This is a genomic window from Aeromonas crassostreae, assembly GCF_054052445.1.
Genome location: NZ_JBSTYM010000014.1, coordinates 101,450 through 113,300, shown reverse-complemented (window position 1 = coordinate 113,300; position 11,851 = coordinate 101,450). Strand labels below are relative to the sequence as shown.

Here is an 11,851-nt window from a genome sequence, read left to right as displayed (position 1 = left end):
CGGGTACCCCTCCCGCGCCCCCCCCTCCCCCCGGCGCCCCAGCCCCTTCACACCGACCCCGCCGCCCGGGGGGCGGGGGGCTTCGTCTGTGGCGCCAGGGGGCTAGTGTTACTGCTCGGGCAGATTGAGATCCAGCACGGGCTCGGGCTTGCTCTCGGCCGCCTGCTGGGCCGCCATGGCCCGTTTGAATGCCCGCCGCTTCTGCCACAGCATGAAGCCCACCCCGGCCAGCACCAGGGCCAGGGTCCCGAGGCCTGCGCTCAGCCAGACCCACAGGGGGGTGCCCGGATCCTCTTCAAATGCCGGGGCGGCCACCGCCTCGCTCACCGCAGGGGCCACGGGCTCGGGGGCCAGGGCCGGATAGATGTCAAACGACTTCTCCGGCAGGGCGATGCGCAGCTCGCGGCCGCTGCGGCTGGTGGCAAACAGCTCGGCATTGATCCTGTATTTGCCCACCAGAGTCAGCCGGGAGAGATCCACCTTCAACTCCCCTTCGCCTCCCTGACCCGTGAAGGGGGTGTGGGCCCCCGTGTTGCTGGTCACCTCCCCCCTGATGGCGACGCTGGCCGGATCCAGCTCATCCTCGTCTATCTGCAGCACCAGGCTCGGGCCCTGCCGCTCCCCCTGGCTCTGCACCCGGTACACCACCGGCAGCGGATAGAGCAGCACTTCCTGGCCCCGCGCCCGCACGAACACCTGATTGCCCGTGCTGATGAGGGCCCGGTACTTGCCCGCGGGGGCATCCAGCCTCGCCTCGGCGGTGAGCATGCCATCGGCCGGCACCTCGTCGAGCCCCTTGCCATCGTCGAGGTAACGACCGAGCTCGGTCTCGAATACCGGCTCCCCCTGTTGCTGCGGATCGTTGAACGCCTGCAGGCGCACCGTCATGCCAAGGTCGGTCAGGTAGTAAGCGCGGTCAGGCACGGCACCATCGATGCGCAGCCGCGCCCCGAGCTTGAGGTACTCCCCCTGATAGAGCCGCTGCGGCAGGGGCTGCATCTCCAGCTGCACGTCGCTGAGCAGTCGCACCCGGTTGGCGGGATCCACCGCGCCTATGGCCTGCCAGGGCCCCGCCATGGGGTGGCGTATGGTGATCACGTCCTGGTCGTCGAGGGAGAGCCAGCCCACCTCGGGCGCCTGTACCCGACCGGCATAGAGCTTGCTGCCATCGGGGCGCACCAGGATCACCGACGGGGTGCCGGGCTGGCGCTTGATGATGAAGGAGATCTCCTTCACCCCGTAATCGATGCGAAAGCGATTATCGAGCAAGGGCACATCGGAGGGGCCAAACACCTCGCTGGCCTGGACACTGACCTGCATGGCGCCCGCCAGCAGCCAGAGCACAACGCCGACCCCGGCTCCGTTTCTCACTGACGCCACAGGCAGCTGCCTCCCTTCTTCTGCACCAGATCCAGCCGGCCTTCATGGCACTCCTGGGTCTCGGCACTGGCCCGGATCACCTTGAGGGGGGGCCGGTTGCTGTCGAGCCGGCGGATGCCGGTGTCCTTGTTGTTGTCATCCCCGCTCTCGGCCGCCAGGTTGAGCTTGGTCTGGCCACCCGTCATCAGCAGGTAGACGTCCGCCAGTATCTCCGCATCGAGCAAGGCGCCGTGCAGGGTCCGGTGAGAGTTGTCTATGCCGTAGCGATCGCACAGGGTATCGAGGTTGTTGCGCTTGCCGGGAAAGAGATCCCGCGCCAGCGCCAGGGTATCCGTGATGGTGCAGATGTCCGCGGTCTTGAGGGAGAGACCCAGCTTGCTGAACTCGTAATCCATGAAGCCCACGTCGAAGGGGGCATTGTGGGCCACCAGTTCGGCGCCGCGGATGAAGTCGATGAACTCGTTCGCCACCTGGCTGAACATGGGCTTGTCCGCCAGGAAGGCGTCCGTGATGCCGTGTACCCGGATGGCTTCGGGGTCCACCAGCCGATCCGGCTTGAGGTAGACATGATAGTGATTGCCGGTCAGACGGCGGTTGATCACCTCCACGCAGCCGATCTCTATGATGCGGTGACCCAGATAGTGCGGGCCGCCGCCAAAGTTCATGCCGGTGGTTTCGGTATCCAGAATGATCTGGCGGTTGGCTTGGGCTGTGTTCATGTTCCAATCTATGTCAAACTTCGGTTTTGCTCGCTAGTTTACCCCAAGCCTCATGTTAAAACAGATTGATTGCTCATGTTGAAACAGATTGATTTATATACGGATGGTTCCTGCCTCGGTAATCCGGGCCCGGGCGGCTATGGTGCCGTCATGGTCTATGGCAAGCACCGCAAGGAGCTGGCGGGCGGTTATCGCCTCACCACCAACAACCGCATGGAGCTGATGGCCGCCATCGTCGGGCTGCGCACCCTGAGCGAGCCTTGTCAGGTGCGACTGACCACCGACAGCCAGTATGTGCGCCAGGGCATCACCCAGTGGATCATCGGCTGGAAGAAGAAGGGCTGGATGACCGCCAGTCGTCAGCCGGTCAAGAATGTGGATCTGTGGAAACAGCTCGATGCCGAGGTGGCTCGCCATCAGATAGAGTGGCTCTGGGTCAAGGGACACTCGGGTCACCCTGAGAACGAACGCTGCGACGAGCTGGCCCGGGATGCCGCCAGCGGCAAGCAACTGGCCGAAGACACAGGCTACCAGCCCTGACGGGCCATGCCGGAGGCCGTCACCTGCTTGGTCAAGGACCAGGATTGACGCACCGGGATCAAGGGGAAGCGCCGCTTGCGGGCGGCGATCACATAGACGGAGGCAAACGGGCGCAGGTAATCCCGGCCCAGGCTCTCCCGCCACCAGCCGATGCGGCTGCGCGGCCCCATCATGGCATAACCAAACCTGTCGTCATGCATCACCTCAAAACCCAGCAGTTGCAGCCAGTCGATGACCCTGGCCGGGCTGAACATGCGCGCCGACCAGGGCAATCTGCGCCGGTACCAGGGCAGCAGATGACCCAGCCCTGCCAGGCTCAGGGGATTGTAACCGCTCAGGATCAGCCAGCCATCGTCGGTCAACACCCGCTCGGCCTCCCGCAGCACCTGATGAGGGTCCGGGCTGAAGTCGAGTACATGGGCCAGCAGGCAGGCATCGATGCAGTTCTCTCTGACAGGCAGCGCCAGGGGATCTCCGATGCAGTCGAGCAACCGTCCCGCCCGAGCCAGGCCAATCTGATGACGGATGCGGGAGTGGCCGCAGGAGAGCTCGGCGCTCAGGCTGCCGATCTTGAGCAGGTGATAACCGAACAGCTGGGGACACCAGCTGTCGAGCCGCTCCTGTATTTCGGCGGCGACCCAGTCCCCCAGCGGGATCTCGGCCCAGCTGGTCGGGATCGCGAGCTGTTGTTCGGTACGGGCCAGCTGCATAATAGGACTCAACCTCGGGAACATGGGTGACACGCCCTCCAGTTATATAAGATCCCCTTCATTAAGAGAACATAAAGAGGCCTGTGCCATGTATCCAGTGATCACGATACCCGCTTTCAATGACAACTATATCTGGTTGATCCGACACGAAAACCATTGCCTGGTGGTCGACCCGGGCGACGCCGCCCCCGTGCAGACCCGCCTCGACGAGCTGGGACTCGAACTCGATGCCATCCTGCTCACCCACCACCATCACGACCATGTCGGCGGGGTCGATGCCCTGCTCAAACGCTACCCCAAGGCGCGGCTCTATGGTCCCAAGCTGAGCCCCCTGCCCGATCAGCACGGCCAGTGGCTCGATGAGGGGGACAAGATAGGCTGGCACGGGCTCACCCTCACCGTCATGCACGTACCCGGCCATACCCTGGGCCATATCGCCTACCATGGCGACGGCATGCTGTTTTGTGGCGACACCCTCTTCTCCGCTGGCTGTGGCCGCATGTTCGAAGGGACCCCGGCCCAGATGCACGATTCCCTGATGCGTCTGGCGGCATTGCCAGATGACACTCAAGTCTATTGCGCCCATGAATATACCCTGGCCAATCTGCGTTTTTGCCTGGCGGTGGAACCCGACAACCCGGCGCTGCACGCACGGGTCGGCCAGGTCAGCAAGCTGCGCCAGCAGGGCCTTCCGAGTCTGCCAACCCGGCTCGGTGACGAGCGGGCATTCAACGTTTTTCTGCGCTGCGATGAGCCAAGCGTGAAATTTTCTGCTGAGAAACACGGGATGAAATGCTTGGAAAATCCAGTAGATACCTTCGCCGTGCTCAGACGCTGGAAGGACACTTTTTGAACAAAACTTGATCGGTCTGAGTTTGCCGCATATGATGCGTGCTGATTTTCTACCAAGATGACCTGCGTGAGATGAAGTTACGAACGGCCTTATTGGCGACGCTGATCCTCAGTGGATGCCAAAACCTGAACCATCAGGATGACCGGGCGCTAACGGCAAGTGAGCCGATCAAGTCCCCACAAGTCAGCAAAAAACTGCATAAAAAGCATGCCTCCCGTTTCCTGTTCAATGATGATCAGCTGGACGAGAGCACTGATACGGGCAACCTCTGGGTGCGTATCAGCGATGACATGCAACTGGATTTCCCCGACAACCAGCGCATCCGCCAACAGCGGGCGACGATTTTACGCAGTGACAATCATCTGGCCACCATTGCCAGTCGTGCTGAACCCTACCTCTACCTTATCGTCGAGGAGATCGAACGGCGCGGGCTGCCAATGGAGCTGGTGACCATCCCCATGATAGAGAGCATGTTCGATCCCCATGCCCGCTCGCGCAGCAACGCGGTCGGCCTGTGGCAGTTCGTGCCCCAGACGGGTCGTAACTTCGGCCTGCGTCATGACAGCTGGTATGACGGGCGCCGCGACGTGCTCGCCTCCACCCATGCCGCCCTCGACTACTTCGAATACCTGAACCGTTTCTTCGACGGTGACTGGTTGCAGACCATCGCCGCCTACAACGCAGGCGAGGGACGGGTGCGCAATGCCATCGTCCGCAACCAGAAGCGGGGACGTCCCACCGATTACTGGTCGCTGGATCTGCCCCGCGAGACCCGCATGTACGTGCCCAAGGTACTCGCCATGGCCGATGTGCTGAGCAACCCCGAGAAGTACAACGTGACCCTGCCCACCCTGGCCAACGAACCCAAGCTGCGGGTCGTCAACACCGAGGGGCAGATAGACCTGCACGTGGCCGCTCAGCTCGCCGGTCTGCGCCCGGCCGATCTCAAGGAGGTCAATCCGGCCCTGAGTCGCTGGACCACCTCCCCCAGGGGGCCTTACCGCCTGCTGGTGCCGGTGGAGTACGCCGACAGCCTGGAGCTGGCCCTGGCAGACCTGCCCAAGCGTGAACGCATCCCGACTCGCTCCTATCGGGTCGTCTCTGGCGACACCCTGTCACGGATCGCCATGCAGAACGGGGTGAGCGTCAACCAGCTCAAGGTGGCCAACAACCTGCGCGGCAACACCCTGCGCCGTGGTCAGACCCTGGCGATCCCGAACGATGGCAACCCGGTGGCTGCCGCCCCGGCTGCGCGCCAGCCCCAGAGCAAGCCGACCCGGATCGCCGCCACCACTGGCAACAAGCGCCACTACAAGGTGCGTTCGGGGGATACCCTCTGGAACATCAGCCGCGCCCATGGGGTGACCCATGGCGAGCTGGCAAAGTGGAACGGCCTCAATGCCAAGTCGGCCCTCAAGCCCGGCATGCAGCTGGTGATCTGGCCCAAGAGCGCCGCCAGCCGCGACAAGTCCATGGTCTATCAGGTGCGTCGGGGCGACTCCCTCTCCTCCATCGCCGCCCGGTTCCAGGTCGCCGTGGTGGATGTGATGCGCTGGAACCAGCTCGACAAGAGCGGCTACCTCAAGCCAGGCCAGGAGCTGACCCTGTTCGTGAACAACAACAGCTAAGGCCGATGCCGGATACAAAAAAACCATCCTTGCCGGGTGGTTTTTTTGTATCCGATGACGGCCCGTGGAACAGCGCCAGTGTAGCCGGTGAGCCCAGGCTTGTCGCTGCTCAAGGGGTCAGGGTCTGGGCGGCGAAACGGGCCATGATGGGGTTGTGATCCGAGGCCTGCGTGGCCGGGCTCGTCACCTCGACCAGATCCAGACTCCGATAGTAGAGATGATCCAGAGGACGACCGAAGGCCCGACGGCGCAGATCCGGTGCCGGGATCGCCTCCTGCAGTCCCAGCTCCTCCACCAGCTTGCCGAGCCAGTACTCGCGCTTCTCGCTCCAGGTATTGAAATCACCGGCCAGGATCACGGGACCCTGATGACGGTGCACCAGGGCGGTCAGATCGTTGAGCTGCTCCCGGAAGGTGGCCATGCCGAGCTCGAAGTTGACCGCATGCAGGTTCACCACCAGAACCCCATCTGGATCCCCCTGCAGGGGGTAGAGGCTCACCAGCCCGGACTTGGGAATGCGCACCAGCGGCTCCGGTGAGCGCACACCGCAGACGAAGGCCTGGGGCGTCTTGGCCACCGTCATCACCCCGAACGAGACGCCGCCCTGGGTGAAGGCTTGCAGCTGCTGCCATTGGAAGCGACCGGCCTGCAACCAGGCGAGCATCTCGGGACGGGTCGCCGACTCTTGCAGCAGCAGCAGATCCTGATCCTTGGCGAAGGCATTCATCCCCTCACGCCATTGCTTGCGCTGTCCCTTGTAGAGATTCCAGACGGTGACGCCGAACTCCCTGGGCAGGGCCTCGGCGGCCAGTGCCACCAGGGGCGGTTGATGACAGCTCAGATTGGGCACTATGCCCTGGGCCGTCACCAGATGATCCTTGGACGGCACCTCGAAACAGCCAACCAACCCCAGGGTCAACAGTGAGGTTCCCAGAATGCGGTAACTATTTTTCATTGATTAACAACCATCTGCCTTTTCTTTGCATACAGCTTCAACAAAACATCACGGCTGCCGACTAGGCTGAACATTCGCGCCCAAAACCGAGCAACAGCGGAGAGCAGCATGTCCAGACAACAGCAATACCGAGTGACCTTCTACGATCAGCAGGGCAATTGCCATCAGGTTGAGTTGTCCACCCGATACCAGATCAGGCGAGACCCGCAGTGCGATCTCTGTGTGTTCGACACGAACCAGTGCGTGGGGTCTGAGGAGATGCTGGAGAGCATGATACGGCAAAAAACCGGGTTTGAGCAGGAAATCTCCATCATCAACGCCCGGCTAATCTGACTCCCGATCACACGGGGACGGCGCGCGGCTTGCCCTGATCGTCGATGGCGACGTAGGTAAATACCCCTTCGGTGACGCAGTAGCGCTGGGCATCATTCTCCCTCAGCACCGGCTTGACCCAGACCTCCAGCTTGAGGCGCATCGAGCTGCGCCCCACCTGCAGGCAGGTGCCGTAACAGCAGACCACGTCGCCCACCTTGACCGGGCTGTGAAAGGTCATGCCCTCCACCGAGACGGTGCAGATCCGCCCCTTCGCCAGCTCCTTGGCCATGATGCCGCCCCCTATATCCATTTGGGACATGATCCAGCCACCGAAGATATCCCCGTTGGGGTTGGTATCTGCCGGCATGGCCAGGGTTCGCAGCAAGAGCTCTCCCTCTGGGTGACGTCCCCTGGCGGTATGCTTGGCGGCGGGCTTGGCGGTATTGGTATCGACCATCATTACGACTCTCTATGACTGGAATGGCGGCATGATAGGGGCCAGCCCCGCCCTTGGCAAACCCAATGGCGGTTCGCCGCCCCCTGACGCCCCCGCCTCAGGCCAGGGCGCCTGCCTCGCTCACCAGCCAGGCCAGGGGATCCGGCACCCCATAGACGAACCCCAGTTCACGGCATATCCGCTCCCCTTGCAGGGGGAGAAACTCGCCGGCCGGCTCGACAAAGCAGGGAGCCGCCAGGCCAAGACGCAGGGCCGCCGCCCGGTAGAACGCGCCTCGGGACGGGTGACCCGGAGCGCTCAGGGTATAACACTGACCCGCTTGTCCCCTGGCCAGCAGCAGCCGACAGGCGGCCACCAGATCCTGCTGATGCACCAGGTTGACCGCCTGGGCCGCACCGCTCACCGTCTTGCCGGCGAGGAAGCGGCCCGGGTGGCGACCAGGACCATAGAGACCCGCCGGGCGCACCACCAGCACGCTCTCTATGCCGGCGGCCAGCACGGCCCGCTCCGCCGCCAGCATCCGCCACCCCCGCTCGCTTTGGGGCGCCGCCGCTTCCTCTTCCCCCTGGCCCGGCCCCCACACCGAGGTGGCGCTGACAAACAGCAGGCGACGCACACCGCCCGCCTTCGCCCGGGCGCACAGGCTGGCCATGGCGGCCGGATAATCATCCACCTTGCCTGGCGGCACGCAAATCACCAGTTGTTCGACTCGCAGGGGCCAGGGGGCCTCCATCTGCGCCGAGATCAGCAGCGGATGGGCGTCCAGCCCCTCCCCCCTCAACCGATCGCACTTCTCCTGGCTGGTCGCCGTCACGGCCACCTCCAGTCCTTCCTCCCGCCAGGCCCGGGCCAGGGGCAGACCGAGCCAACCGGCCCCCACTATGCCAATCCTGGCGCCCTCACCTTGCTGTCGTGGCACGAACTCTGTCATCGATCACCTCTGCTGGCCCAATGGTGCCCCACCAACCCCCTCGGTCGGCGGCGGAAAAAGCAAAAAAAAACGGCCATCCATGATGACCGTCGAAAGTAACGAAGGAAATAGCTGGATAACCAGTCATCTCCCACAGCGGGAAAATCGGGAGCCGAGGCCCCTAATTCGTGGAGCCCATGCTAGTGCTCTGCCGTGTAAAAAGCTATGAAGCAGATCACAGTTGAAAGGGATTTCTGAAAACGCTTTCAATTTTGAGGCAAAGAATGGCCCACATGGGGCCATTTTACGGTTAGATCAGGCGACCGACTCCCGGGGGATCAATTCCGCCTCGAACTTGAGGGCCAGCCCGGTGGCGGGCTTGTGATCCAGCAGGCTGAGAGCCAGTTCCGCGGCCCTGCCGCCCATGGCCTCTATCGGATAACGCACCGTGGTGAGCTTGGGATAGATGTAGCGAGCATAGGGAATGTCGTCAAAGCCGACCACGGAGATCTGCTGGGGGATCTTGTAGCCCCGCTCCAGCAGGCAGGAGATGGCGCCCGCCACCATGGCATCGTTGAACCCCAGCACGGCGGTGAAGTCGACGCCCCGGCCCAGCAGCTCCGTCATGGCCACATAGCCGCCGTTCTCGTCGGCGAAGGCACGGCCAATCAGGTCGGGATTGACCTCGATCCCCGCCCGCCGCAGGGCATGGGTATAGCCCGCCATCCGCTGCTGGCCGTCGACGAAGGCCTCGTCGTCGGAGGTGACGAAGGCAATCTTGCGGTGGCCCGCATCGAGCAGGTGCTGGCAGGCGGTGGTGATGCCGGCCTGGTTGTCCAGCCAGACGCAGCGATCCTCCGCCCCCGGCACCTGGCGGTTGATGAAGACCACTGGGGTCGGCCCCGCCACCAGCTCGCTCAGCTCCTCGTCGGGGAGCGCCTTGCTGTGCAGGATCAGGGCGTCGCACTGGCGCTGCAACAGCGCCTGGATGGCGTGACGCTCCCGCGTCGCATCGTGGTTGCCCGACATCACTATGGTGAACTTGTCGGCCCGATCGACCACGGTTTCGATGCCGCGCATCATCTGGGCGAAGAAGGGACCGCCGCAGAGATCCCCCACCAGCACGCCGACACAATTGGAACGTTTGCTCACCAGGGCCTGGGCAAAGCTGTTGGGGCGAAAATTCAGCTCCTTCATGGCCGCCAGCACCGCCTCCTTCTTGTCGGGGGCGACCTGGGCCGTGCTGTTGATGACACGGGACACGGTCGAGATGGAGACATTGGCCAATCGGGAAACGTCTTTAATCGTTGCCACTCTCAATTCCTTCTTTGGGGGGTTCACCGCGCTGGGCTTGCCATTATAGCGACTCGTTCAATCCGGAACGCGGCGCCCGATCACCTGACAGGTATCTATTTGTAACAAAGCGTTGCCCCATGATACCTCCATCCAGGCCGGATGGGGATCTCACGTCCATCATGGGTCAATATTGGTGGCGCAACTCACGCTCCGACAGGAAGCGCAGAGGCTGCCCCAGTCTGTGCTGATAGATGAGGTCGAACGACAGCACATTCTGCACATAGTTTCGGGTTTCCCGATAGGGAATGCTCTCGACCCAGACATCTATCGGCTTGTCGGTGTGGGCATCGCGCCAGCGTTTGACCCGGCCTGGCCCTGCGTTGTAGGCGGCGGCGGCCAGGATGCGGTTGCCGTCATACACATCCAGCAAGCGCTTGAGGTAGGCGCTGCCCAGGCGAATGTTGAGCTGGGGATCGAACAGCTGCTGGGGATCCCGGTAAGGCACCCCCAGCTTGCCGGCGGTCTCCTTGGCCGTGGCCGGCATCAGCTGCATCAGGCCCCGCGCCCCCACCGGCGACTGGGCCAGCGGATAGAGGGCGCTCTCCTGGCGGGAGATGGCATAGAGCAGGCTGGTATCCATGGTGCGCTCGCGCGCCATCTGGGAGAAGGTGCGTCGCAGCGGCAGCGGGAAGCGCAGATCCAGGGCATCCCAGGCCTCGGCCCGGATGCTGGCGAGGATCGCCAGCTCGTGCCAGCCCTGGTTGAGGGCGACGTGGCCGAACTCGATGCGCTGGGCCACGGGGTTGCGATCCATGTTATGGATCCACTCGGCGCGCGCCGCCGCAATCTCATTCATGGCGAGCAGCTCCTTGACCCGGGAGAGGAAGGGCCAGCGCCGGGCCGCGCTGTGCCAATCCGGGGCCCTCATCTGCGGCTCGTTCTTGAGGCGATAGGGCACCCCGCTGCGCTGGGCCGCCAGGAAGCCGTAGAAGCCACGCAGCCCCGCGGTCTCACGATAGAGGGTTTGCGCCGGTTGCTGCTGGCCTTGCGCCTCCTGGGCCCGGGCCAGCCAGTAGCGCCAGCGATCCTCTTTTTGCAGCGCCATCGGCATCTGCTTGACCCAGGCGGACAGGCCACGCCAATCCTGCTCCCAGACCGCGAGGCGCGCCCTCAGCTCCACCAGATCCGGCTGCGCCCTCACCTGAGTATCGACCCAGGCCCGCTGCTGCGGGGCGCGGTCCAGCAGGTAACGGCGGGCGATGGCATGCTCCACCGGCTTGAGTTCCAAAGCGGTCAGCGCGAAGCGGTTGCGGTAGCTGGCCAAGGTCCCCAGCACCCGATCCGGTTCGCTGTTGGCGTAACGGGCCAGCCCCAGCAGCAGCAACTGGCGCGAGTGGCGTTCACGGTTGAAATAGACGGGGTTCATCACCTTGGCCGGCTGACTCAGCAGGCTCGCCATCAGGGTGCCATGGGGCTTGAGCCCGGCCCCCAGCTGGTTGGCAAGATGGGTCACCAGGTTGTCATTGCCCGCCTCGAAGGCGAGCATCATCCGCGACCAGACCGCCTCCTGGCTGCGCAGTCCGGCCCCTTGCCAGAGGCTGAACAGGGGATCGCAGGCATCCGGGCGCGACTCGCCGCTCTGCCACAGCTTGCCCGCTTCACGCAGCGCCTCGTCGCGATGGCCCGTGTAGTAGCGCGCCTGATAGTGCATGCAGCGCAGATCGGTGGAGTTGGGCAGCTTGGGATAGAACTGCAGGAAGCGGGACCATTGACCGCTCTGGGCCAGATGGGTCAGGTAGCTGCGCTCGAGCCGGTTGGACTGGGGAGTGTCGCCGTGGTCACGGATGAAACGGGTCACCGCGCCATAATCGGCCGCGCCCGGGCGAAAGGCGAGCCGGTAGTAGTCCAGATAGGGCAGCAAGGGGTAGTGGCTCAGCTGGTTTCTCAGGGTCTGGAAGCGGGCCATGTCGTTGGCGCGAACCGCGTCATAGGCCTGACGATAGCGCAACTGATCCATGGTCTGCGCCATGGCCCCCGGCACCAGGAGGGCGGATAGCAGGATTCCCCAGACGACTCTCACTCGAATTC

The 11,851-nt window shown here is 63.6% G+C and carries 12 protein-coding genes; 4 read left to right on the top strand and 8 right to left on the bottom strand.

The window, feature by feature from the left end:
* Positions 1 to 108: 108 nt before the first annotated feature.
* Complete coding sequence (locus ACW5W4_RS12660; RefSeq protein ID WP_456689614.1) at positions 109 to 1,320, bottom strand: TIGR03503 family protein; 1,212 nt, start codon at positions 1,318 to 1,320, stop codon at positions 109 to 111.
* A gap of 47 nt (positions 1,321 to 1,367) precedes the next feature.
* Positions 1,368 to 2,099, bottom strand: coding sequence for a DNA polymerase III subunit epsilon (dnaQ, locus tag ACW5W4_RS12655; protein ID WP_408794620.1), 732 nt, complete (start codon positions 2,097 to 2,099; stop codon positions 1,368 to 1,370).
* A 75-nt stretch (positions 2,100 to 2,174) separates the two neighbouring features.
* On the opposite strand from dnaQ, the gene rnhA reads away from it, so the two are divergent.
* Positions 2,175 to 2,639 carry a ribonuclease HI gene (gene rnhA, locus ACW5W4_RS12650; protein ID WP_041998295.1) on the top strand — a complete coding sequence of 155 codons (465 nt, stop codon included), beginning with the start codon at positions 2,175 to 2,177 and terminating at the stop codon, positions 2,637 to 2,639.
* On the opposite strand, the gene ACW5W4_RS12645 is transcribed toward rnhA, so the two are convergent.
* The gene (locus ACW5W4_RS12645) at positions 2,627 to 3,349 is read right to left on the bottom strand and encodes a class I SAM-dependent methyltransferase (RefSeq protein WP_456689609.1); all 723 of its coding nucleotides are present in this window, start codon (positions 3,347 to 3,349) and stop codon (positions 2,627 to 2,629) included. The genes rnhA and ACW5W4_RS12645 overlap by 13 nt on opposite strands.
* 88 nt (positions 3,350 to 3,437) lie before the next feature.
* Between ACW5W4_RS12645 and gloB the strand changes: the two genes are divergently transcribed.
* Entirely contained in the window at positions 3,438 to 4,202 is a 765-nt protein-coding gene (gloB, locus tag ACW5W4_RS12640) for a hydroxyacylglutathione hydrolase (protein WP_408794612.1), read from the top strand.
* A 71-nt stretch (positions 4,203 to 4,273) separates the two neighbouring features.
* Positions 4,274 to 5,830: a LysM peptidoglycan-binding domain-containing protein gene (locus ACW5W4_RS12635; RefSeq protein WP_456689608.1), complete on the top strand. Its 1,557-nt coding sequence runs from the start codon at positions 4,274 to 4,276 to the stop codon at positions 5,828 to 5,830.
* 109 nt (positions 5,831 to 5,939) lie between these two features.
* On the opposite strand, the gene ACW5W4_RS12630 is transcribed toward ACW5W4_RS12635, so the two are convergent.
* The gene (locus ACW5W4_RS12630; RefSeq protein WP_408794607.1) at positions 5,940 to 6,785 is read right to left on the bottom strand and encodes an endonuclease/exonuclease/phosphatase family protein; all 846 of its coding nucleotides are present in this window, start codon (positions 6,783 to 6,785) and stop codon (positions 5,940 to 5,942) included.
* A gap of 108 nt (positions 6,786 to 6,893) precedes the next feature.
* Between ACW5W4_RS12630 and ACW5W4_RS12625 the strand changes: the two genes are divergently transcribed.
* Positions 6,894 to 7,118 (top strand): hypothetical protein, encoded by a 225-nt coding sequence (locus ACW5W4_RS12625; protein ID WP_041998303.1) that lies wholly within the window; start codon positions 6,894 to 6,896, stop codon positions 7,116 to 7,118.
* A 7-nt stretch (positions 7,119 to 7,125) separates the two neighbouring features.
* Here the strand turns inward: ACW5W4_RS12625 and yciA are convergent, their stop codons facing one another.
* The 4 genes from yciA to ACW5W4_RS12605 all read right to left on the bottom strand — a co-directional run bounded on the left by yciA (position 7,126) and on the right by ACW5W4_RS12605 (position 11,843).
* Positions 7,126 to 7,560, bottom strand: a complete 435-nt coding sequence (gene yciA / locus ACW5W4_RS12620; RefSeq protein ID WP_456689607.1) for an acyl-CoA thioester hydrolase YciA — start codon at positions 7,558 to 7,560, stop codon at positions 7,126 to 7,128.
* 94 nt (positions 7,561 to 7,654) lie between these two features.
* Positions 7,655 to 8,488 carry an NAD-dependent epimerase/dehydratase family protein gene (locus tag ACW5W4_RS12615; protein ID WP_456689606.1) on the bottom strand — a complete coding sequence of 278 codons (834 nt, stop codon included), beginning with the start codon at positions 8,486 to 8,488 and terminating at the stop codon, positions 7,655 to 7,657.
* Between the two features lie 294 nt (positions 8,489 to 8,782).
* Positions 8,783 to 9,781 carry a LacI family DNA-binding transcriptional regulator gene (locus ACW5W4_RS12610; RefSeq protein ID WP_456689605.1) on the bottom strand — a complete coding sequence of 333 codons (999 nt, stop codon included), beginning with the start codon at positions 9,779 to 9,781 and terminating at the stop codon, positions 8,783 to 8,785.
* A 166-nt stretch (positions 9,782 to 9,947) separates the two neighbouring features.
* Entirely contained in the window at positions 9,948 to 11,843 is a 1,896-nt protein-coding gene (locus ACW5W4_RS12605; protein ID WP_456689604.1) for a transglycosylase SLT domain-containing protein, read from the bottom strand.
* Positions 11,844 to 11,851 lie beyond the last annotated feature (8 nt).

Excerpts from the sequence above, each read along its gene's own strand:
- ACW5W4_RS12630 (WP_408794607.1), bottom strand. The coding sequence starts at position 6,785 with ATGAAAAATAGTTACCGCATTCTGGGAACCTCACTGTTGACCCTGGGG.
- yciA (WP_456689607.1), bottom strand. The coding sequence starts at position 7,560 with ATGATGGTCGATACCAATACCGCCAAGCCCGCCGCCAAGCATACCGCC.
- ACW5W4_RS12625 (WP_041998303.1), top strand. The coding sequence starts at position 6,894 with ATGTCCAGACAACAGCAATACCGAGTGACCTTCTACGATCAGCAGGGC.
- ACW5W4_RS12645 (WP_456689609.1), bottom strand. The coding sequence starts at position 3,349 with ATGCAGCTGGCCCGTACCGAACAACAGCTCGCGATCCCGACCAGCTGG.
- ACW5W4_RS12615 (WP_456689606.1), bottom strand. The coding sequence starts at position 8,488 with ATGACAGAGTTCGTGCCACGACAGCAAGGTGAGGGCGCCAGGATTGGC.
- rnhA (WP_041998295.1), top strand. The coding sequence starts at position 2,175 with ATGTTGAAACAGATTGATTTATATACGGATGGTTCCTGCCTCGGTAAT.
- gloB (WP_408794612.1), top strand. The coding sequence starts at position 3,438 with ATGTATCCAGTGATCACGATACCCGCTTTCAATGACAACTATATCTGG.
- dnaQ (WP_408794620.1), bottom strand. The coding sequence starts at position 2,099 with ATGAACACAGCCCAAGCCAACCGCCAGATCATTCTGGATACCGAAACC.
- ACW5W4_RS12660 (WP_456689614.1), bottom strand. The coding sequence starts at position 1,320 with ATGCAGGTCAGTGTCCAGGCCAGCGAGGTGTTTGGCCCCTCCGATGTG.
- ACW5W4_RS12635 (WP_456689608.1), top strand. The coding sequence starts at position 4,274 with ATGAAGTTACGAACGGCCTTATTGGCGACGCTGATCCTCAGTGGATGC.